General features: G+C 47.0%; 15 protein-coding genes, 2 tRNA genes and 2 pseudogenes. 6 read left to right on the top strand and 13 right to left on the bottom strand.

What is annotated here, in order from left to right:
- Positions 1 to 50: 50 nt before the first annotated feature.
- Both XZ46_RS20310 and XZ46_RS20305 read right to left on the bottom strand, forming a co-directional pair.
- Positions 51 to 779: a HEPN domain-containing protein gene (locus XZ46_RS20310; protein ID WP_006624000.1), complete on the bottom strand. Its 729-nt coding sequence runs from the start codon at positions 777 to 779 to the stop codon at positions 51 to 53.
- On the bottom strand, positions 763 to 1,827 hold the full coding sequence (locus tag XZ46_RS20305) for a ParA family protein (RefSeq protein WP_006624001.1): 1,065 nt from the start codon (positions 1,825 to 1,827) through the stop codon (positions 763 to 765). The genes XZ46_RS20310 and XZ46_RS20305 overlap by 17 nt, the downstream gene beginning before the upstream one ends.
- A gap of 448 nt (positions 1,828 to 2,275) precedes the next feature.
- Here XZ46_RS20305 and XZ46_RS20300 point away from each other — a divergent pair.
- Positions 2,276 to 2,348 (top strand) — tRNA-Glu (locus XZ46_RS20300).
- Positions 2,349 to 2,423: 75 nt separating this feature from the next.
- Here the strand turns inward: XZ46_RS20300 and XZ46_RS20295 are convergent.
- On the bottom strand, positions 2,424 to 4,703 hold the full coding sequence (locus XZ46_RS20295; RefSeq protein WP_046320758.1) for a transglycosylase domain-containing protein: 2,280 nt from the start codon (positions 4,701 to 4,703) through the stop codon (positions 2,424 to 2,426).
- Between the two features lie 117 nt (positions 4,704 to 4,820).
- The gene (gene cofH / locus XZ46_RS20290; protein ID WP_006624003.1) at positions 4,821 to 5,957 is read right to left on the bottom strand and encodes a 7,8-didemethyl-8-hydroxy-5-deazariboflavin synthase subunit CofH; all 1,137 of its coding nucleotides are present in this window, start codon (positions 5,955 to 5,957) and stop codon (positions 4,821 to 4,823) included.
- Positions 5,958 to 6,034: 77 nt separating this feature from the next.
- Between cofH and XZ46_RS20285 the strand changes: the two genes are divergently transcribed.
- The 5 genes from XZ46_RS20285 (at position 6,035) to XZ46_RS20265 (ending at position 10,989) form a co-directional block, all read left to right on the top strand.
- The gene (locus XZ46_RS20285) at positions 6,035 to 7,402 is read left to right on the top strand and encodes a tetratricopeptide repeat protein (protein WP_006670665.1); all 1,368 of its coding nucleotides are present in this window, start codon (positions 6,035 to 6,037) and stop codon (positions 7,400 to 7,402) included.
- A gap of 971 nt (positions 7,403 to 8,373) precedes the next feature.
- Positions 8,374 to 8,865 carry a 2-amino-4-hydroxy-6-hydroxymethyldihydropteridine diphosphokinase gene (gene folK, locus XZ46_RS20280; RefSeq protein ID WP_006624005.1) on the top strand — a complete coding sequence of 164 codons (492 nt, stop codon included), beginning with the start codon at positions 8,374 to 8,376 and terminating at the stop codon, positions 8,863 to 8,865.
- On the top strand, positions 8,865 to 9,410 hold the full coding sequence (locus tag XZ46_RS20275) for an NUDIX hydrolase (protein WP_006669340.1): 546 nt from the start codon (positions 8,865 to 8,867) through the stop codon (positions 9,408 to 9,410). Before folK ends, XZ46_RS20275 begins: the two co-directional genes overlap by 1 nt.
- A gap of 12 nt (positions 9,411 to 9,422) precedes the next feature.
- Entirely contained in the window at positions 9,423 to 10,847 is a 1,425-nt protein-coding gene (locus tag XZ46_RS20270; RefSeq protein WP_008053287.1) for an FAD-binding domain-containing protein, read from the top strand.
- A gap of 58 nt (positions 10,848 to 10,905) precedes the next feature.
- A tRNA-Leu gene (locus tag XZ46_RS20265) sits at positions 10,906 to 10,989 on the top strand.
- A gap of 212 nt (positions 10,990 to 11,201) precedes the next feature.
- Here the strand turns inward: XZ46_RS20265 and XZ46_RS34645 are convergent.
- From XZ46_RS34645 to XZ46_RS30545, 9 genes and pseudogenes are all read right to left on the bottom strand, one after another.
- Positions 11,202 to 11,450 (bottom strand): SUMF1/EgtB/PvdO family nonheme iron enzyme, encoded by a 249-nt coding sequence (locus XZ46_RS34645; protein ID WP_008053283.1) that lies wholly within the window; start codon positions 11,448 to 11,450, stop codon positions 11,202 to 11,204.
- 22 nt (positions 11,451 to 11,472) lie between these two features.
- Positions 11,473 to 12,531 carry an RNA-directed DNA polymerase gene (locus tag XZ46_RS20260; protein WP_008053280.1) on the bottom strand — a complete coding sequence of 353 codons (1,059 nt, stop codon included), beginning with the start codon at positions 12,529 to 12,531 and terminating at the stop codon, positions 11,473 to 11,475.
- A 10-nt stretch (positions 12,532 to 12,541) separates the two neighbouring features.
- Positions 12,542 to 12,889 carry a diversity-generating retroelement protein Avd gene (gene avd / locus XZ46_RS20255; protein ID WP_008053278.1) on the bottom strand — a complete coding sequence of 116 codons (348 nt, stop codon included), beginning with the start codon at positions 12,887 to 12,889 and terminating at the stop codon, positions 12,542 to 12,544.
- A 154-nt stretch (positions 12,890 to 13,043) separates the two neighbouring features.
- Positions 13,044 to 14,783, bottom strand: a complete 1,740-nt coding sequence (locus tag XZ46_RS20250; protein ID WP_008053276.1) for a bifunctional serine/threonine-protein kinase/formylglycine-generating enzyme family protein — start codon at positions 14,781 to 14,783, stop codon at positions 13,044 to 13,046.
- A gap of 50 nt (positions 14,784 to 14,833) precedes the next feature.
- On the bottom strand, positions 14,834 to 15,799 hold the full coding sequence (locus XZ46_RS20245) for a serine/threonine protein kinase (RefSeq protein ID WP_008053274.1): 966 nt from the start codon (positions 15,797 to 15,799) through the stop codon (positions 14,834 to 14,836).
- 77 nt (positions 15,800 to 15,876) lie between these two features.
- Positions 15,877 to 17,727: a bifunctional serine/threonine-protein kinase/formylglycine-generating enzyme family protein gene (locus XZ46_RS20240; protein ID WP_048895203.1), complete on the bottom strand. Its 1,851-nt coding sequence runs from the start codon at positions 17,725 to 17,727 to the stop codon at positions 15,877 to 15,879.
- A gap of 229 nt (positions 17,728 to 17,956) precedes the next feature.
- Positions 17,957 to 19,738, bottom strand: coding sequence for a bifunctional serine/threonine-protein kinase/formylglycine-generating enzyme family protein (locus XZ46_RS20235; protein ID WP_082113543.1), 1,782 nt, complete (start codon positions 19,736 to 19,738; stop codon positions 17,957 to 17,959).
- A gap of 355 nt (positions 19,739 to 20,093) precedes the next feature.
- Positions 20,094 to 21,287: pseudogene (locus tag XZ46_RS20230) on the bottom strand (formylglycine-generating enzyme family protein); the annotation flags it as partial.
- 61 nt (positions 21,288 to 21,348) lie between these two features.
- A pseudogene (locus XZ46_RS30545) lies at positions 21,349 to 21,540 on the bottom strand (ISKra4 family transposase); the annotation flags it as partial.
- Positions 21,541 to 21,716 lie beyond the last annotated feature (176 nt).

The following is a 21,716-nucleotide window of genomic DNA, read 5'->3' as shown; positions in this document are numbered from 1 at the left end:
TCGCCCTATTATAGCATAAATGGAGGATAATAGCAAGTAATCATAATCAATTATGTTAAGACTTGGTGTATAGTTTCTACAAGTTGTTCAAGAAAATCAACGCAGTCGCTAACTAGACGGTCATCAATAGGCCATCTGTTTCCGATGCCAAAAGAAGGGTCTATATCAGCTTGATGAGCAATTTTATTTCTGCGATCGACTATTGCACTAAGTTGTTGTTTGATATCTTGTGCTGATTTCCCCATTTGCTGCGCTACCTCATCCCACAATTTTTGCTCATAAATAAGACGAATAGCATCGGCTATTTTATCTGGTTTTTGAAAACTCTTATATCCCAGGTTTTCTCGGAGTTCATCATTGAGTAATGAAGTCTGATTGAGTTTATTTTGAATCGCGCTTGATATCAGCGGAAGCAAATCTGATACACTGGGAGATTCTGGCAGAAATGACCCGGCTTGGCTTAACTGAATTTCTGTTTCTAACCAAGATTCAATATTCATCAGCATTAATCTGTCATTGGTAGTGTTACCTAATGACACTTGAAAACGTGAAAAGGCGGCAGTTTGAGGACGTTCACCTTTATAAATTTCTAACATTCCCAGGGTGACAACTTCATGGATATAGTAATCTAATGCACTTACGGCTAAAACCAGGGATGCTCGTAAAATATCAGATAAATCTAAAGCCGGGGTCGATTGAGATTTAATATAGTTATGAACATCAATTAAATCCCTAACACGAGCAATACTGACCCGAAATTGGTCAAGCGCTAATTGCATAACTCTGAGAAGTTAATCCGATAATTTTATCTGCTAGGTCGGCAAATACCTGATAAAATTCTTGCTGTTTTTTCTGATTGTTTTGGTAAACTTTGCCAGCTTGTTTTAATTGCTCACGAGTTAAAGCATAAATCGGAGTTTGATGCTGTTGAGACAGAGCAATCAGACTATTAAAGTTAGAAATCTTAGTTAAAGTAAAAGTTTCGCTAATACCTTGCTCAAGATAACTGGGAGTAGGTAACATTAAACCAGATTGTCTGAACACAGGAACCAATTTATCCTTAACATCTGCCTCGATTCTATCAATCCATTTTTGAAAAGCTACAGTTTCCCTACCGTGAATAATGCGATAATTCTGAATAATAGTTCCCAGAAACCGAAGTTTAAAATCAGGAAATGGATATATTGCCTCTTTTAAAATCGGTAAGGAACTGGCTTTTTTCGCCCATAATGACCATTTTGGCAAAATTTTACTCAAGGATTCAATCGCCATCACGGAGAAGAAATCAGCGGTAGTAGGAATGATAAAAAAGTCGCTGGTCATCAACAAATTTTGATTAATTGAATTTAAGCTAGGACTCATGTCAATTAAAATATAATCCGCATTAAACCGCGCGGCAGTTTTGTTAAACAAGTCAGTAATAGACCCGGGTAAATTTTGGAGTGTTTGAATCGAACTACTTAACTCTTGAGCAATACCTAGGGTAACTTCATACTCAGCAAATCCTACATTACCCGGAAGTAAAAATAAGCCTTCTTGACCTGATAAAGCAACACAATTTACGGCTTCAATGGGTTTGGGTTGACCTTCAAAAGCTGGCGCGAGTCCGGTTTTAATGTTGGAATGTGTATTGTAGATAGCTTCGATTCTCCCTTGGTCATCTTCGGTATCTTCACCTAAAGCCATACCAGTTAAATTACATTGTGGGTCAGCATCTACAATAATCACTTTTTTGCCTTTTGCTGCTAACATCCAACCTAAGTTAAATGTAGTGGTGGTTTTACTGACTCCGCCTTTGTGATTAAATAGGGCGATTTTCTGAACCATGATATTTACCCTGTTTTGAACTCCGCAATCAATTATGGCTAATTATAGCAAATAATCATTGCCCCAACTGTCAATAATAATCTCTATGGAGGTTTGAGACTCACTTCAGATGCTGTCTGATGATGTTGCTGTATCAATTCTGAGGTGATGGTGATGAGGTGAGAGTGGTTGGGGTCTCTGTGGATATGGGGAGACTCATGGCTAAATTTTATGGGTCATGTTAGGATGGAGCTAAAGGCTGGGCGGTGACGGTTATGGTTCTAGGGACGGCCGCGAAATCTATGGGGCTCTCAAAGGCTGAAACGCTTACCCAGAGGCAGATTAAGCCCCAACCGGAAAATTTTTTTAAAAAAATCGGCAAAAGGGTTGACATAAGTTGAAAGATTCGCTAAGTTAATAAAGGTGAGAGCGACACAAGCTCGAAACCAAAAGGCGAAACAAAACACAAGCCCCCATCGTCTAGAGGCCTAGGACACCTCCCTTTCACGGAGGCGACAGGGATTCGAATTCCCTTGGGGGTACTCAAAAGTTAAGATTAGGGTAGAGATTGCGAGAGTGGTCTCTACCCTTGTCTCTTTGGTGATAGTTGGCTAACCTCAAGGGAGGATCTGGCGCATATAATTGCCCCATAATTGGGCTGCATTAGCGCTACTGCCAAAAGTAGGGGAATTGTCGTCATTACCGAGCCAAATGCCTGTGGTGAGTCTCTGACTGGGTATGTAGCCAATAAACCAGAGGTCAACATTGGAGTTAGTGGTGCCAGTTTTTCCGGCTTCCCCTAAACCCAAACTAGCATCCTGACCTGTACCCCAACGAATTACCCCTTGTAGCATGGAGGTCATGGTTTCTGTGACGAGGGGAGAAAGGACCTGGGGGACTCTGGGATTTTCCCGATCATAGGCATAAATGACCCGACAGCTATTAATATCGAGGGGGTCGGTGCAATCACTACTATCTAAAATACGTCTAATGGCGTGGGGACGGTGAGCCAAACCTCGATTGCCGATGACATTAAAAGCGCCTGTCATCTCTAATAGGGTAACTTCACTTTGACCCAAAACCAAACCGGGAACGGGATTTAAATCGGAGCGAATGCCTAGCCGTCGTGCAATCTCGACGACGGAATTTAAGCCGACTTCCTGGGCGACTCGTAGGGCGGTGACATTTTCGGATAAAGCCATGCCGCGATACATATCGACAGACCCACTACTACGATCGCATCCTCGAAAAGTTTGCCCTTGCCAAGTCAGAGGTTCACAGGAATAGGTTCTACCAGGGGGGATACCCTTATCTAAGGCGGCGGCATAAGGAAACAGCTTAAAGGTAGATCCGGGCTGTCGTAGGGCTTGAGTGGCTCGGTTAAATTGACTATCCCCATAACTGAGTCCTCCGACCATAGCCATGACAGCACCATTGCCGGAGTCGAGAGTTACTATTCCCCCCTGAGAAAAGCCAGCGCCCGCCCCTACAGTAGCTAGATGTTGTTGCAGAGACCTCTCAGCGACGGCCTGCATTTGAGGATCTAAAGAGGTTTCGACAATAAAGTTACCCTCTCGCGCCAATTGACTGCCGAGCAGTTGATCTATTTCGGTAAATACATAATCATAAAAGTAGGGGGCTATGGTACTTTCGAGAACTTCCCGCGCCCTGGGGTTAATTTCAATACGCGATCGCCGCGCCCGATCTGCCTCTTCTGAGCTAATCATTCCCAGGGCTTGCATTCTCGCCAAAACGCGATCGCGATACTGAACAGCTAACTCATAATTTTGAATAGGATTAAAACTATTAGGGGCGGGCAGAATCCCGGCGAGGGTGGCGGCTTCCGACAGGGTTAAATTAGTGGCTGATTTGCCAAAATAGAACTGAGCGGCATTTTCAAAACCATAGAGGTCTAAGCCTAAATATACTCGGTTCAAATAGGTAAGTAACAGGGTATCTTTTCCGTAAAAAGTCTCTAATTTTAGGGCAACGATCGCCTCTCTAGCCTTGCGGCCGGGGGAATCTTCTGTGCCGACATACTCCCTAAATAAAGTCCGGGCTAACTGCTGGGAGATGGTGCTACCACCTTCTCGAATTTGACCCCCTTGTAAATTGGTGACAAAAGCCCTTAAAATCCCGATGGGGTCAATACCAAAATGCCAATAAAAACGGCTATCTTCGGAGGCTATAACGGCATTGGGTAGGTAAGAGGCAAAATCGGATAAAGCCTCCAATTCCAGTTGTAAATTATTGTTAGTGATACCCCGCAGCGGCTGACGATCGCGGGAATAAACGACGACGGGGCCATTGATAGAGCGAGGGAGAGGTCGCACTGTAAAATATTGCCACTGCCACAAGACGACCAAGGCAACTAAAGCACTAATACCACAGAAGGCATAAAGACCAGAGCGCAGTAACCGCACATACCAGCTAGGGGGATCTACATACTGAACCCTAACACCATTAGCAAGTTCTGGGGGACCCAAAGTAATGACATCCCCATGACGCAGGGGAAAAACCTCAAGTCGCCGCCGTCCCTTATAGATGCCATTGGTAGAATTTTCGTCTTTGATATAAAATTGTCGAGAGGGATGTTCTCCCAAAATGGTTTTATGTGGTGGTTGTCGTAGTAAACACAGATGCACTTGACTAACGACCGGATTGCGAACCACGATATCACTAGATCGCGAAGAACGACCAATGATATAGCGATCGCCCAATAGCGGATAAACATCAGCCTTATCCGCATCGGCATTTTGCACCCAAAGTTCAGGAACCCTACTATTAGGCTTTAGCAACAGCCGAGAGAAGTTAACCCGGGCGTGAATAGTCTGCACAACCTGGGTGATGGCATTTATAACTGTATTTGACTTCGGGTCCGGCTTTTTAGATGACATATTTAACGACATTCCGCATATAGCCGTTATGTGAGACTCACTGGCCGTAGCTGACTCGGAAAATTATAACACCTACTTTTCCTAGTCCGTCGAGTAGTGATTCACGGTTGGGGCAAATCAAGGGATAATTCTATAGAGAGTATCACGCTGGAGGGGTTTTCGTTGGACGGAGGCGATCGCCTCTTTCAGGTCTTCTACTGTCCTACAGGTTCCCCCCTTAGCCCCTGCCATAGTGGTGATATGTTCTTCCATTAGGGTGCCGCCGATATCATTACAGCCCCATTTCAGGGCTTCTGTGGCACCGGATAAACCCAATTTTACCCAACTAGGTTGATGGTTAATAATCCAGTTACCCAGGAAAATCCGGGCTACAGCCATTAATCTGAGGCTATCAGCTAAAATTGGTTGGTCTCTTCCTACTCGGCGGCGTAAGGGGGGAGGTGCTTGTTCCCCGACAAAAGGCAAAGCAATAAATTCGGTAATTCGGGCGGGATAATTCCGGTCTATAGCTTTTTGTTGTAGCGATCGCAATTTGTGCAAGTGGTCGATCTGCTGTTGGGGGGTTTCAATGTGACCACATAATATGGTGCTAGTGGTGGGAACTCCTAGACTGTGGGCGGTTTCTACAATTTCCAACCAGGTGGCTGTATTAATTTTTTCTGGACAGATGACCTGGCGAATGCGATCGTCTAATACTTCGGCGGCTGTTCCTGGCATAGAACCGACTCCGGCATCCCGCAGTGAACCTATGACTACATCATAACTGAGGCGATCGCCACGGGCAATAAATTGCACTTCCTGGGGGGAAAAAGCATGAAGGTGTAAATTGGGAAACTCGTTTTTGATGGTTTTCACCAACTGGAGATAGTAGGGTAAAAACTGACCGTTAATCTGAGCCTGGGGATTTAATCCCCCCTGCATACAAATTTCAGTCGCCCCCCTTTCGACAGCATCTTGGGCTTTTTCGAGAATTTGCTCAAAACCCAACCAAAAGGCTCCGGCTTCCCCTTCATCACGCCGGAAAGCGCAAAAATTGCAATGCTGTTCACAAATGTTGGTAAAATTCAGGTTGCGATTAATTACATAGGTTACAGTATCCCCACAATCACGCGATCGCCACTTATCTGCTACCTCTCGCAGACGTTCGGTAACTTTCGGGTGATTTGCTTCCAGTAGGGTTAATCCTTGCTCTGGGGATAAATCAGCCCCTTCTGAGGCGTAATCTAAGATGGCATCAACGGTTTGAGTTAACATACAATCTATTCGATAGTGTCCCAAGTTACATCGGTCAGCATATTTACTCAAGTTCTTTAGTTAATTGGATGACAGCAATGATATTACAATCTGCTTTATCTATTCGAGTTCCCAGACCACAACTGCTCTGGTTTTCCCCCAAATTGGGGAATGTACCGATGGTGATGCTTATGGGTGCAACTATGTTCCTGTTCACGATCGCACCTATTCTAGCTCAGGAAGAACCCGCACCGGAATCGTCCCCCACTTCCGAAATCGATCGCCCCTCTGTTGATCATAATCAATTACACAATCAGGGAATTGAACAATTCCATAAAGGGGAACATCGCGAAGCCCTAGACAGCCTGGAACAGGCATTGCAAATTCGCCGCCAACAAGGCGATCGCCTGGCTGTAGCAGAAACACTCAATGCTATTGGTGAAGTTTACAGCAATTTTAACGAAAGCGATCGCGCTTTACCAGCTATTCAAGAAGCCCTAGAAATTTATCGCCAACAAAACCCCGAAGCCGCCTCGGAAACGGCTCTCGTCCAAAGGGGTAAAGCCCGCAGTCTCAATCTCCTCGGTTTTGTTCGCCGCCAACAGGGTGAATTTTCCGAAGCCCTCCAACACCACCAAGAAGCCCTCAGATTAGCTCAAAGTGCAGGCGATCGCAGTGAAATGGGGGAATCCTTACATAATATCGCGGCTGTCTATGCTAGTCAAGCTCAACCTACCCAAGCCCTCGACTATTATGAACAAGCCAGGGCTATCCGTCAAGAGGTGGGAGATTTACGGGATCTTTCTCGCACCCTGAACAATTTAGGCGCACTTTATTTTAGCATAGGAGAGGTAGAAAAAGCCCTAGAAATTTATCAACAAGCCCTAGCTTTTCGCCGCCAAATAGGAGACCAAGCGGGGGTAGGGCGGTTATTAAGTAATATGGCTTATATCTACCGCGAAAATGGAGATGATTTCCAAGCCTTAGTACATTTTCAGCAAGCGGCTCAACTCTTGGAACGCATCAGAGATAACGCTGGGGCGGCTCGTATCTTGAATTTAATGGGGATGATCTATGAAAATTTAGACCAGGTTCCCCAAGCGATCGAAACCTATCAGCAGGCTGCTAATTTGGCTAAGGAAGCTAATGATGTGGGTCTAGCGGGGACGGCACTTAGCCAGATAGGTCGCCTTTATAACAGTCAGGAAATGTGGGAAAAAGCCCTGGAAATTTACCAGCAAGCCCTAGAATTTTACCAAGAGTCAGACCAGCAGCCAGAGATTAGTCAAATCCTCAATAATATAGGTTCCATTCATGAGAACTTGGGGAACTATTCCCAGGCGCTAGAAACTTTAAAAAGTGCGTTATCTATCATCCAAGAAGCTGGAGACCCAGAAGCTGCACAGGCGACTCTCAACACGATTCAATCCCTGGAAGAAAAGTTAACGGAAAATGAAAATGAATAATTAATAATTAATAATTAATAATGAATAATTAATAATTGTAGGGGCGCGCCTCCGCAGTTAGTCAGAGGAATGAGGGAAGCGCTTAATAAACCCGCCCCACCCCACCGGGGAATTAATAATTAATAATTAATAATTAATAATTAATAATTAATAATTGTAGGGGCGCGCCTCCGCAGTTAGTCATCGGAATGAGCGACGCGCTTAATAAACCCGCCCCACCGGGGAATTAATAATTAATAATTAATAATTAATAATTAATAATTGTAGGGGCGCGCCTCCGCAGTTAGCTATAGGAATGAGGGAAGCGCTTAATAAACCCGCCCTCACCCCCACCGGGGAATTAATAAACCCGCCCCACCGGGGAATTAATAATTAATAATTAATAATGAATAATTAATAATTGTAGGGGCGGGTTCCGCAGTTAGTCATAGCAATGAGGGAAGCGCTTAATAAACCCGCCCCACCCCACCGGGGAATTAATAAACCCGCCCCACCGGGGAATTAATAATTAATAATGAATAATTAATAATTGTAGGGGCGCGCCTCCGCAGTTAGCTATAGGAATGAGGGAAGCGCTTAATAAACCCGCCCTCACCCCCACCGGGGAATTAATAATTAATAATTAATAATTAATAATTAATAATTGTAGGGGCGGGTTCCGCAGTTAGCTATAGGAATGAGGGAAGCGCTTAATAAACCCGCCCTCACCCCCACCGGGGAATTAATAATTAATAATTAATAATTAATAATTAATAATTGTAGGGGCGGGTTCCGCAGTTAGCTATAGGAATGAGGGAAGCGCTTAATAAACCCGCCCCACCCCACCGGGGAATTAATAATTAATTGTTAATTATTAATTGTTAATTACTAATTATTAATTGTTAATTATTAATTGTTAATTATTAATTGTTAATTATTAATTGTTAATTATTAATTGTTAATTGTTAATTGTTAATTGTTAATTGTTAATTATGGATAGTAATGTCGCAATAGGTTTGGGTAGTAATTTGGGGTTGTCTGGTCAAACAGTAGAAACCGCCCTAGAATTACTGGAAGGCTATGAGGGAATTAGGGTGAAAAAACGATCGCATTGGTATCGGACAATTCCTGTGGGACCCCCTCAGCCGGATTATATCAATGGGTGTGCTATTCTGGAGGTGACTGTCTCCCCTCAGTCCCTCTTGGAAACTCTGCTAGAAATTGAGAAGACATTGGGGCGGGTGCGTGGGGAAAGATGGGGACCGAGAACCCTAGATCTTGATTTATTGCTGTTCGATGATTTAATCTTGAATACACCTACCCTAGAAATACCACACCCGAGAATGCGCGATCGCGCTTTTGTGTTAGTCCCCCTAGCGGAAATAGCCCCGGAGTGGATAGATCCTATCAGTAAAAAGGCGATCGCCCAATTGCTGGAAACTATCGATCAGTCAGGAGTCCAAAAACTAACTTTAACTAACTAATGAAACTAGGTTCAGAACCCCCCGAAATTCTCGCACAACAACTCTTTTATCGAGGTCGGAAATTTAACTTTGATGTCCACCGCCTTCGCCTTCCTAATGGGGCGATCGGTCAGTGGGAATGTGTTAGACACCCCGGAGGTGCTTTGGTAATTCCCGTTACCCCAGAAGGTAAATTGGTATTGGTCAGACAATATCGATTTGCAGTGGAAGGGCGGACTTTGGAATTTCCAGCCGGGACGGTAGAAGTTAACGAAGACCCCGCCGAAACCGTCCGGCGCGAAATTGAAGAAGAAACAGGCTACCGCGCTCATAAGTGGCGTAAACTAGGGCAATTTGTCCTCGCGCCGGGTTATTCTGATGAAATTATTTACGCCTTTCTCGCGGAAGATCTCGAAAAACTAGAAACTCCCCCCGCACAAGATGAAGATGAGGATATAGACACGGTTTTGATGACTCCCCAAGAGTTGGAAAAGGCGATTTGGGAGGGGGAACCTGTGGATGCTAAATCTATCGCTAGTTTTATGTTGGCTAAACCGTTTCTATAACTCTGTGTGTTTATGTCGGATTTAATCTTATTTTGGCATCGTCGAGATCTGCGGATTTCCGATAACTGGGGACTGGCGGCGGCGCGTCGGGTGACTTCTCAGGTGGTGGGGGTCTTCTGTCTTGACCCGGCAATTTTGAGCGGTGATGATATCGCCCCCGTCCGTGTGGCTTATATGATCGGCTGTCTCCAATGTTTACAACGCGACTACCAACGGGGGGGGAGTCAATTACTGATTATTCAGGATAACCCGGCTCAAGGTCTGCGAAAATTGGCGGTGGCTTTGGGGGCGATCGCTGTTTATTGGAATCAAGACGTTGAACCCCTCGCCAGACAACGCGATCGCTCTGTAGAAGAGTCTCTCACAGAGGTGGGGATTAAAGTTGAGACTTTCTGGGATCAGGTTTTGCATTCCCCAGAAGCCATTTTTACGGGGTCTAAGGAACCCTATAAGGTTTATACTCCCTATTGGCGCAAATGGATTCAGCAGCCGAAACCAGAACCCTGTGATACCCTAAAATCTAGGGGGCTGACAGAGGCTCAGGAAAAGGCGGCTCTGGAGGCGGGAGCGATCGCTTTACCCACGGCTAAGGATTTGGGATTTATCTGGTCGGAACCTTTTATCCTAGAACCCGGAGAAACGGCCGCGAGCGATCGCTTGCAACTCTTCTGCGATCGAGCCATTTATGAGTATGACCAAGGGCGGAATTTCCCCGCTATTGATGGCACTTCTCTGTTGAGTCCGGCTTTGAGATTTGGGGCGATCGGTATCCGTACCTTATGGCAAAAAACCCAAGAAATTATGGCTTTAACTCGCAGTGACGAAGCCCGCGACCATATTCAAACTTGGCAGCAGGAAATCGCTTGGCGGGAGTTTTATCAACAGGCTTTATATCACTTCCCCGCCTTAGCCACCGGTGCATTTCGTCAGCCTTTTGACCGTTTTCCTTGGTCAGATAATCAAGAACATTTCCAGGCGTGGTGTCAAGGACGCACCGGATATCCTATTGTTGATGCCGCTATGCGTCAACTCAATGAAACCGGATGGATGCACAACCGTTGTCGCATGATTGTCGCCAGTTTTTTGACCAAGGATTTAATCATCAATTGGCAATGGGGAGAAAAGTATTTTATGCAAAGACTTATTGATGGGGATTTAGCCTCAAATAATGGTGGGTGGCAGTGGAGTTCCTCCAGTGGGATGGACCCTAAGCCTTTGCGGATTTTTAACCCCGCTTCCCAAGCTCAAAAATATGACCCGGAAGCTGAATATATCCGCCAGTGGTTGCCAGAATTGCGGAATTTGGACACCGCCCACCTCGTGACTGGCAAAATTTCCAGTAGCGATCGACAAGCCTGTGGCTACCCACAGCCCATTGTAGACCACAATCGACAACAAAAATTGTTTAAGTCGATTTATTCCCAATTAAAGGCTTGACAAATTCCCCCAACTATGGCAGGATATTAAATTGTGCCAAACAAATACACCCACTCATGCGGAACTGGCGGAATTGGTAGACGCGCTAGATTCAGGTTCTAGTGTTCGCAAGGACTTCCGGGTTCAAGTCCCGGGTTCCGCATTTGGAAGGAAATGGGCTGGGGAAAGTTGGGCTGATATATGCCACTGTTAACCGTGTTGGCATTTGCACTCGTTTTACACTCACTCCCAATAATGCGATCGCTTTTGAGTGCATCAGTGTGATGGTACAATGGGGGCTCAAGTTCCGGGTTCCGCATTGGGAAACAAACCCCGTTGCTCACTGGCAGATAGCTGAGTCAGGCAACTGTTCGGTTATCCTACCAAGCTACCTGACTCGGTTTGATTTTCGGATGCCGTCGCCGACATCTCGGGAATCAGGCTAGACTCTTCTACGGCACACCCGACAAATTCCCATCCATCGGCTCTGGCACGGAAGAGTCTTGGGGGGGCACAGGCTACCCGAAAACCGTTGTTGTTGTTGAGGTTGTCCGGGTCGTTCCTGTTGCGGTAGGCACAACGGCAGTTTTCTGGATTGTTGTTCCACGAACCGCCGCGCAGCACTCGGGGTAGCCTGAACCCCTCTTCACTCCCTCACCCAGGCGAGAGAAGCGAATAGCTGTTGTTGCAGTCGCCAGGTGTCGCCGTGGTTGAGGTGGGCGAACCAACTCTGCAAAGATTGTTCTACCTCTGACTTGCCAATCTTACCACAAACATAGTTTTTGTGCAACTTTCGCAGCCGTTTTCGGCTCCGCTTCAAGTTGTCGCTGCGGACGCGAATATAATCTGGGAAAATGCGAAAGCCGAGAAAATTGGCACCGTGTTTGGTTTCAAACAGTTGGCTTTTGATGGGATGAATTTTGAGCCGCAGTTGGGTTAAATAGGTTTCGATTTCGGTGCGGGCATCAGCAAGGAATGAGTGGGAATCTGCAAATAGGGCGAAGTCATCGACGTAGCGGACATATTTCTTGACTTTCAGTTGTTCTTTGATGAAATGGTCCAAGCCGTTTAGGTAGACGTTGGCGAAAAATTGGCTGGTTAAATTGCCGATGGGCAGTCCCCGTTGGCGCTGGATGGGGGTGAGGAGGTCATCGCCGGGGAAGTAGTCAATCACCGGTAATTGTTCGTTGCTGTTGTCGATGATTAAATCGATTAGCCAGAGGGTGTTTTTACATTTGATTTTCCGCCGCAGCAGGGTTTTGAGAATTTCGCGATCGATACTGGGAAAATATTTCTTGATGTCGCACTGGAGGACGTAGGAACTTGAACGGGCAAATATAGTAAACTTTTTGAGGGCGCGGTGGGTTCCGAAACCGACCCGGTTAGCATAAGAGTCGGCAATAAACGTGCGCTCAAAAATGGGGGCGATGACGTGGCAAAGGGCGTGGTGGACGACTCGATCTCGGTAAGGGGCGGCGGAAATGACCCGTCTCTTGGGTTCAAATATCTCGAAGGTTCGATACTCTCCGGGTTGGTAGGTTTGGGTGGATAATTCTTGCTGGAGTTGTATTAATTCCGATTCTAGGTTATCATTGAACTCCAGAACGTTTTGGCGGTATCTTTTCCCCCGTTGGGCTTGGCGAGACGCTTGAAAAAGGTTCTCAAAGTCGATGACATCCAGCCAGAGATTGCTATATCGTTTCATGGGTGAGCCTTTATTTACGGTTTCGCTGTTGTTTGATCCAACCGCCGAGTTCGATACCGATTTCGTTCACCTGTTTCCCGATGTATTCGTAGCGCTTGAGAGAAATTAACTCAAAATCTAGAAGTAATCGGGTTTGATAGCGCAAAATATCCAGCTCGGTGTTGATCGCCTCCAGGTAAGAGAGTTTTTCTTTGGCATACCTGGCGCGAATGAGTCCCTGTAGGATATCATAAAGGCTGTTAATAATGCGAGTTCCCAGAATAAATTTGTGATCCTTGGGAAGACGGTTCAAAATCGGGACATACCATTTAATCAGATCCTTTGTTTTCTGAATAATCGGTAATTCGGGGCTGGACATCGTTGTTGTTTACACAAGGGCAATTTAAATTTAACATTTCTTTACACACAAATCCATATTTATGGTGTAAAATTGGGGAAATATAAAAAAAGCTCGCTGCGATCGCTCAAAAGGGTAAATGGCTAACAGGGTAAAGGGCAAAAAAACAAAAGCGCTAAGGGCTAAGAGTCGGGGGGGCACAGGCTACCCGAAAACCGTAGTAGTCGCTGAGGAGGCCCGGGCCGAGCCTGTAGCGGTAGGCACAACGGCAGTTCTCTGGATAGTTGAGCCACGAACCGCCGCGCAGCACACGGCTTTCTTGGCTTCCCAAAAACTTGACTAAATATTCAATAGGATTTTGATAACGATTATCGTTCCCAACATCCCACACACGACCATCCGAAGGCGCACCATTGTAGCTGTCGTGCCAGGGGTCAGCGCACCATTCCCAAACATTTCCGTGGATATCATACAAGCCAAAGGCGTTGGCGTGTTGAAACTGACCGACGGGGGTGGTTTGTTGGCGGTAGGCTCCCTCGGGTCCTGAGCTATAGGTGTAGTTGCCATTGTAGTTGGCGAGGTCTGTCGTCAGGGTATCACCGACGTGAAAGGGGCTAGTGGTTCCGGCGCGGGCTGCATATTCCCACTCGGCTTCACTGGGTAATCGGTAGGGTTTGCCGATTCTCTTCGAGAGGCGGGCGCACCACTCGATTACATCATACCATGAAACTCTTTCAACGGGAAGATTTAATCCTTTAAATCTTGAGGGGTCTAGGCTCAGGTCCCGTTGGAGTTTGGGGAAACTAGCCACTTGTCGCCATTGTGCTTGGGTAACCGGATATTTCCCCATGAGGAAGGGTTTAATGGTGACTCGGTGTTGGGGTCTTTCATCATCAGAACTTCCAGCTTCACCACTCGGCGCACCCATAATAAAGGTTCCCCCCGGAATTAGCACCATCTCCAGGGTTACACCATTTCCCAGGTCTTCGATAATACATTCAGCCTGACCGCGACGGCAGTTAATTTCTTGTCCATTTGAATTTACCGTAACGATGTCAAAGGAAAAAGAAGTCGTTTTTGGTCGGTAAAGGGGGGTGGGTTTCGGCGGTTCCAACAGCTTTAACCACTCCTCCATCGACTGAGGGCGCTGGGTTTTATTTAACGCCATCCCCGCCATAATCGCATCATTAATAGCATCGCTCACCGATGCCAAATCCTTGGGCGGCAACAACTCTTCCCGGTCTACCTTGCGGGAAAAACAGTCCCTCGGCAACTGCTTCGTTACGGCATAATAGAGAGATGCTGCCAGAGTGTAAATATCGACGGTGGGGGAGCGATCGCCTTTAATTAACTGTTCGTAGGGTGCAAAAGCCTTATTGCCAAAAATCTTGGAACTGGTGACACTGGGGACGACATTTCCAGCGATGCCAAAATCAATCAATACCGGCTGACGGTTACCTCGCAACATGATATTAACCGGGGTGGCATCCCGGTGAACAATACCAGCGCGATGCACCTGTGCCAAAGCCTGAGCCACCGGACAAATTAACTCCAGGGCGGTCGCTTCCGAAAGGGGGCCTTGTTCCTGCACCAGAGTATAGAGGTTTTTGCCCTCGATAAATTCCATTACCAGACAATGGGAGTCGGATTCTTCAAATAAGTCCTTGACGCGGACGATGTGGGGGTTGGGGTCCCTCTCCAGTTGGGCTAAAATTTGGGCTTCCCGGATGAAGCGTTGGACGTATTTGGCATAGTCGGGGTCATGTCGCAAAAAGGCATTGGGGGTTTTGATCACCACGGGGGCATTGAAGCCCCGATGCAGGGCTTTGTAGGTAATGCCGAACCCACCCTGTCCGAGGACAGTTTCGATGGTGAATTTGCCGTTTTGGAGTGAGTGTCCGTTTTGCCAGTACATTGTCCGGGTGTCAGTCGGTGAGGATGTCAATATTGTACACCCACCCAGGGCTATTTATTTAAAAATAGGGCGATTATGGTTGCGATCGCACCGAGAATGCCGGCAACAGTAGCAGCCAATTGAAGGGGGATCGGCAGACTATCCCATTGGGGAATTGGCGACCAGCGCCCGATTCCCAATTCCCGCAGAAATTCCGGTACACTCTGGGTGCGATCGCCCGGAATTAAAGCCATGGCATGAACGATCGCCTGATTAACCTTTTGGCTAATCTTGGGATTGTGCAAACGGGGGGGAGTCAAATGCACATCGGAATCGGTATCATGGCGATCTAAGGCACTTTCAGGTTTTTTTCCGGTCAGCAGCACATACAGGGTCGCCGCCAGGCTGTAAACGTCCGTCCAGGGTCCTTTGGGTTCCAGGTGGGAATACAATTCGATGGGTGCAAAGCCATCAACGGTAATTTGTTGGGTGAGGGGATGATCGAAAGACCTCGCCAAGCCAAAATCAATTAAAATCGCCTCTTGTTTTCCTGCGCGAATCATAATATTTCCGGGTTTAAGATCTCGATGCAAAAGACCCCGTTGGTGGACGGAAATCAAAGCCGAACCAATTTGTTGAATATAGCCCAGGGCAATTTTTTCGGGAAGTTGAGGTTCTCCCCGCTGACCGAGACTGACCCCATCAATATAGTCCATGACGATACACGGATAGCGAGTATTGGCAAACCATCCCTCCCGCACCGCTTCGTCAAAAATTTCTCGCACTTTGACAATATGAGGATGTTGGCATTGGGAGAGTTTTAGGGCTTCATCATAAAATTTGGTCGCATATTTTTCCCGTTCCGAGGGCTTGAGATCTTTTAACATGGAAGCGTCGGGATTCAGGGTTTTAATGGCAACATAGCCATTCGTCCGCACTTCCTTCGCGAGATAGGTGACGGAAAATCGCCCCTGTCCCAAAATGCGATCGACCATATAGTTCCCGTTGTTGAGTTTCTGTCCGTTTTGCCACAACATGATGGAATCGATAAAATATGGGCGTATTTTACCAAAATCCGCTGCTGCTTGGGTTGCCGAAACAGAAACCCGGTGGCTCACGGCTGGCTGGGAAGTTGGGTTTCGCTGCGCTTCACCCAACCTACTAAAGCGCACAGGCTAAGAGTCGGGGGGGCACAGGCTACCCGAAAACCGAGGTTGCGGTCGAGGCCGTCCGGGTCGAGCCTGAGGCGGTAGGCGCAACGGCAGTAATCTGGATAGTTGCGCCACGAACCGCCGCGCACCACTCGGCTTTCTTGGCTTCCCAAAAACTTGACTAAATATTCAATAGGATTTTGATAACGATTATCGTTCCCAACATCCCACACACGACCATCCGAAGGCGCACCATTGTAGCTGTCGTGCCAGGGGTCAGCGCACCATTCCCAAACATTTCCGTGGATATCATACAAGCCAAAGGCGTTGGCGTGTTGAAACTGACCGACGGGGGTGGTTTGTTGGCGGTAGGCTCCCTCGGGTCCTGAGCTATAGGTGTAGTTGCCATTGTAGTTGGCGAGGTCTGTCGTCAGGGTATCACCGACATGAAAGGGGCTAGTAGTTCCGGCGCGGGCTGCATATTCCCACTCGGCTTCACTGGGTAATCGGTAGGGTTTGCCGATTCTCTTCGAGAGGCGGGCGCACCACTCGATTACATCATACCATGAAACTCTTTCAACGGGAAGATTTAATCCTTTAAATCTTGAGGGGTCTAGGCTCAGGTCCCGTTGGAGTTTGGGGAAACTAGCCACTTGTCGCCATTGTGCTTGGGTAACCGGATATTTCCCCATGAGGAAGGGTTTAATGGTGACTCGGTGTTGGGGTCTTTCATCATCAGAACTTCCAGCTTCACCACTCGGCGCACCCATAATAAAGGTTCCCCCCGGAATTAGCACCATCTCCAGAGTCACCCCATTTCCCAGGTCTTCGATAATACATTCAGCCTGACCGCGACGGCGGTTAATTTCTTGTCCCTTTAAATTGACCGTAACGATGTCAAATTCAAACTTCTGGGTTGGGGGTTTTGGACTATCATCAGATGGCTGTAAATCTGCCCAAACTTCCGCTACAGATTGATAGCGTTTTCTAAAGACTGTCTCAACCAAACGGTCTAAGATTTCGCCTAGTTTATCACTCACCTGATTGCCATTTAAATGCTCACGCCAAACCCATTGTGATTCTAAGGGGTCATATAAATCTGACGGACTAACTTGGGTTAGCAGATATAAACAAGTCACCCCTAAACTATATAAATCACTCCCATATTGAGGTTTTCCCATAGCCTGTTCCGGGGCCCAATATTCCGCCGAACCGATAACCGTTCCCGCTACGCTAAGAGATGTGCGTCGCACCTGTTTAGATGCTCCAAAATCCACTATAACTAACTTATTATCACTGGCGCGTCTAATGATGTTGTCCGGTTTAATATCCCGGTGAATCACTTGATTTTGGTGGACGAAATCCAAAACTGGCAATAAATCCTTGAGCAGCGAAATGATTTGATTTTCGGTAAAAGCGCCTTGATTATCTAACTCCTGTTGTAGGGTTTCCCCTTCGATAAATTCCTGAATTAAATATTGACGGTTATCAGCCGTAAAATAAGCCAACAGTTCCGGGATTTGGGAATGTTTGCCGAGGAGTTCTAAACGTTGGGCTTCTTGGTCGAATAATTGGGCGGCTTTTTGCAGGGTAGCGGTTCCTTGCGCCTGGGGAAGGAATTGCTTAATCACGCAGGGAGGTTTAGAAGGTTTGAAGTCATCCACTGCCAGAAATGTGCGTCCGAACCCACCTTGTCCGAGGATGCTTTTAGCATAGTAGCGTTCTGCCAGTCGGAGTTTACTGCCACATTTTTGGCAGAAATTACAACCTTCGGGGTTGATGTGGAGGCAGTCTGGGTTCAGACATTGGCTCATAATCAGGATGGTTATTGATACCTGATTCTACATTACCATAAATGCCGAAAATTAACCCGCTTTTTCACAGAAACCTGATTTATCACGGCTGGGGAAGTTGGGTTGCGCTGCGCTTCACCCAACCTACTAAAGCGCTACTAAAGCTGGGTTCAGACATTGGCTCATAATCAGGATGGTTATTGATACCTGATTCTACATTACCATAAATGCCGAAAATTAACCCGCTTTTTCACAGAAACCCGGTTGATAACGGCTGGCTGGGAAGTTGGGTTTCGCTGCGCTTCACCCAACCTACTAAAGCTACTAAAGCGCTTTCCCAAAGTTTGACTAAATTGTCAACATATATATCCTGACTATCCCACACCGTACCATCCGAGGGCGCACCAGTGTAGCTGTCGTGCCAGGGGTCAGCGCACCATTCCCAAACATTTCCGTGGATATCATACAAGCCAAAGGCGTTGGCGTGTTGAAACTGACCGACGGGGGTGGTTTGTTGGCGGTAGGCTCCCTTGGGTCCTGAGCTATAGGTGCAGTTGCCATCGTAGTTGGCGAGGTCGGTGGTCAGGGTATCACCGACATGAAAGGGGCTAGTGGTTCCGGCGCGGGCTGCATATTCCCACTCGGCTTCACTGGGTAATCGGTAGGGTTTGCCGATTCTTTTCGAGAGGCGCGCGCACCATTCCACCACATTATACCATGAAACTTGTTCAACCGGAAGATTTAATCCTTTAAATCTTGAGGGGTCTAGGCTCAGGTCCCGTTGGAGTTTGGGGAAACTAGCCACTTGTCGCCATTGTGCTTGGGTAACCGGATATTTCCCCATGAGGAAGGGTTTAATCGTGACTCGGTGTTGGGGTCTTTCAGCGTATGAACTTCCAGCTTCACCACTCGGCGCACCCATGGTAAAGGTTCCCCCCGGAATTAGCACCATCTCCAGAGTCACCCCATTTCCCAGGTCTTCGATAATACATTCAGCCTGACCGCGACGGCGGTTAATTTCTCGGCCCTTTGAATTGACCGTAACGATGTCAAATTCAAACTTCTGGGTTACCGGTTTGCCAGTTGTATTGGGAGTCTGTTTAACAGTCTCTGGGATGACGGTTTGAGGACTTGTTGGGTTGGGCGATTTCCCATAATATCGCCGTAAATCTTCCCAAACTTCCGCTACAGATTGATAGCGTTTTTTAAATACTGTCTCAACCAAACGCTCTAAGATTTTGCCTAGTTTATCACTCACCTGATTGCCATTTAAATGCTCACGCCACACCCATTGTGATTCTAAGGGGTCATATAAATCTGACGGACTCACTTGGGTTAGCAGGTATAAACAAGTCACCCCTAAACTATATAAATCACTCCCATATTGAGGTTTTCCCATAGCCTGTTCCGGGGCGCAATATTCCGCCGAACCGATAACGGTTCCGGTGACGCTCATAGATGTGCTATGCACCTGTTTAGCCGCCCCAAAATCCACTAGGACTAACTTGTTATCACTGGCGCGTCTAATGATGTTTTCCGGTTTAATATCCCGGTGAATTACTTTATGTTTGTGTACAAAATACAAAACTGGCAATAAATCCTTGAGCAGCGAAATGATTTGATTTTCTGTAAAAGCGCCTTGATTGTCTAACTCCTGTTGTAGGGTGTCTCCTTCGATAAATTCCTGAATTAAATATTGACGGTTATCAGCCGTAAAATAAGCCAACAGTTCCGGGATTTGGGAATGTTTGCCGAGGAGTTCTAAACGTTGGGCTTCTTGGTCGAATAATTGGGCGGCTTTTTCTAGGGTAGCGGTTCCTTGCGCCTGGGGAAGGAATTGTTTAATCACACAGGGAGGTTTAGAAGGTTTGAAGTCATCCACTGCCAGAAATGTGCGTCCGAACCCGCCTTGTCCGAGGATGCTTTTAGCATAGTAGCGTTCTACCAGTCGGAGTTTACTACCACATTTTTGGCAGAAATTACAACCTTCGGGGTTGATGTGGAGGCAGTCTGGGTTCAGACATTGGCTCATAATCAGGATGGTTATTGATACCTGATTCTACATTACCATAAATGCCGAAAATTAACCCGCTTTTTCACAGAAACCTGATTTATCACGGCTGGGGAAGTTGGGTTGCGCTGCGCTTCACCCAACCTACTAAAGCGCTACTAAAGCTGGGTTCAGACATTGGCTCATAATCAGGATGGTTATTGATACCTGATTCTACATTACCATAAATGCCGAAAATTAACCCGCTTTTTCACAGAAACCCGGTTGATAACGGCTGGCTGGGAAGTTGGGTTTCGCTGCGCTTCACCCAACCTACTAAAGCTACTAAAGCGCTTTCCCAAAGTTTGACTAAATTGTCAACATATATATCCTGACTATCCCACACCGTACCATCCGAGGGCGCACCAGCGTAGCCTTCGTGCCAGGGGTCAGCGCACCATTCCCAAACATTCCCGTGGATATCATACAAGCCAAAGGCGTTGGCGTGTTGAAACTGACCGACGGGGGTGGTTTTTTTGCGGTAGGCTCCCCTCGGTCCTGAGCTATAGGTGTAGCCGCCATCGTAGTTGGCGAGGTCCGTCGTCAGGGTATCACCGACATGAAAGGGGCTAGTGGTTCCGGCGCGGGCTGCATATTCCCACTCGGCTTCACTGGGCAATCGGTAGGGTTTGCCAATTCTTTTCGAGAGGCGCGCACACCATTCCACCACATCATACCATGAAACCGATTCAACGGGAAGATTTAATCCGGCAAATTTGGAGGGGTTATAGTTGAGGTCCCGTTGGAGTTTGGGGAAACTAGCCACTTGTCGCCATTGTTCTTGGGTAACCGGATATTTCCCCATGAGGAAGGGTTTAATCGTGACTCGGTGTTGGGGTCTTTCAACATCAGAACTTCCTGTTTCACCACTCGGCACACCCATGGTAAAGGTTCCCCCCGGAATTAGCACCATCTCCAGAGTCACACTATTTCCCAGGTCTTCGATAATACATTCAGCCTGACCGGGACGACGGTTAATTTCTCGACCCATTGAATTGACCGTAACGATATCAAATTCAAACTTCTGGGTTACCGGTTTGCCAGTTGTATTGGGAGTCTGTTTAACAGTCTCTGGGATGACGGTTTGAGGACTTGTTGGGTTGGGCGATTTCCCATAATATCGCCGTAAATCTTCCCAAACTTCCGCTACAGATTTATAGCGTTTTTTAAAGACTGTCTCAACCAAACGGTCTAAGATTTCGCCTAATTTATCACTCACATGATTGCCATTTAAATGCTCCCGCCACACCCATTCGGCTTCTAAGGGGTCATATAAATCTGACGGACTGGCTTGGGTTAGCAGGTATAAACAAGTCACCCCTAAACTATATAAATCACTCCCATATTGAGGTTTTCCCATAGCCTGTTCCGGGGCGCAATATGCCGCCGAACCGATAACCGTTCCCGTCACGCTCATAGATGTGCGCTGCACCTGTTTAGATGCTCCAAAATCCACTAGGACTAACTTGTTATCACTGGCTCGTCTAATGATGTTTTCCGGTTTAATATCCCGGTGAATCACTTTATGTTGGGTGCATCTCAATTGGGAGATAAGTATAATTACTCAGGGCAAAAATCTACTCTTACCCTGATTAAGCAGCTAACGCGCCATTTAGGTAGGCACAGCGACGCCTCAACACCTTCGGCACATTCTCCTTTCGCCATTGTGCCCCCGGCAACTTCACCCTCATCCCAATTTGTTTCACCAACGACTCCACCCGACCCGAACCAATCGATTGCCCCGCTTCCTGCCCAGCCTGGTAGTCTATAATCCTAGTCTGGTGATAGCAGGGTTAGCTTCGCTGTAGAGAATGGCCGCAATCGCGTCAAGGTGTTGCTGGAGTTGAGCTGGTTTCTGAGAATCCATGAGTAGAGGGAGGGTGAGTGGTGCTTCGCTCATTATGTAGGGCTGTGGGTGAAGGTTGCACTAAGTACAATTACTCATTTCCTAACTGAGATG

This window comes from Limnospira indica PCC 8005, from assembly GCF_000973065.1.
Taxonomy (GTDB): Bacteria; Cyanobacteriota; Cyanobacteriia; order Cyanobacteriales; family Microcoleaceae; genus Limnospira; species Limnospira fusiformis.
The sequence above is the reverse complement of the archived record's forward strand: the minus strand, read 5'-3'. Positions and strand labels throughout refer to the sequence as shown.

What these genes read in the sequence shown, in the direction of transcription:
- XZ46_RS20310 (WP_006624000.1), bottom strand. Translation starts at nt 779, where the DNA reads ATGCAATTAGCGCTTGACCAATTTCGGGTCAGTATTGCTCGTGTTAGG.
- XZ46_RS20305 (WP_006624001.1), bottom strand. Translation starts at nt 1,827, where the DNA reads ATGGTTCAGAAAATCGCCCTATTTAATCACAAAGGCGGAGTCAGTAAA.
- XZ46_RS20295 (WP_046320758.1), bottom strand. Translation starts at nt 4,703, where the DNA reads ATGTCATCTAAAAAGCCGGACCCGAAGTCAAATACAGTTATAAATGCC.
- cofH (WP_006624003.1), bottom strand. Translation starts at nt 5,957, where the DNA reads ATGTTAACTCAAACCGTTGATGCCATCTTAGATTACGCCTCAGAAGGG.
- XZ46_RS20285 (WP_006670665.1), top strand. Translation starts at nt 6,035, where the DNA reads ATGATATTACAATCTGCTTTATCTATTCGAGTTCCCAGACCACAACTG.
- folK (WP_006624005.1), top strand. Translation starts at nt 8,374, where the DNA reads ATGGATAGTAATGTCGCAATAGGTTTGGGTAGTAATTTGGGGTTGTCT.
- XZ46_RS20275 (WP_006669340.1), top strand. Translation starts at nt 8,865, where the DNA reads ATGAAACTAGGTTCAGAACCCCCCGAAATTCTCGCACAACAACTCTTT.
- XZ46_RS20270 (WP_008053287.1), top strand. Translation starts at nt 9,423, where the DNA reads ATGTCGGATTTAATCTTATTTTGGCATCGTCGAGATCTGCGGATTTCC.
- XZ46_RS20260 (WP_008053280.1), bottom strand. Translation starts at nt 12,531, where the DNA reads ATGAAACGATATAGCAATCTCTGGCTGGATGTCATCGACTTTGAGAAC.
- avd (WP_008053278.1), bottom strand. Translation starts at nt 12,889, where the DNA reads ATGTCCAGCCCCGAATTACCGATTATTCAGAAAACAAAGGATCTGATT.
- XZ46_RS20250 (WP_008053276.1), bottom strand. Translation starts at nt 14,783, where the DNA reads ATGTACTGGCAAAACGGACACTCACTCCAAAACGGCAAATTCACCATC.
- XZ46_RS20245 (WP_008053274.1), bottom strand. Translation starts at nt 15,799, where the DNA reads ATGTTGTGGCAAAACGGACAGAAACTCAACAACGGGAACTATATGGTC.
- XZ46_RS20240 (WP_048895203.1), bottom strand. Translation starts at nt 17,727, where the DNA reads ATGAGCCAATGTCTGAACCCAGACTGCCTCCACATCAACCCCGAAGGT.
- XZ46_RS20235 (WP_082113543.1), bottom strand. Translation starts at nt 19,738, where the DNA reads ATGAGCCAATGTCTGAACCCAGACTGCCTCCACATCAACCCCGAAGGT.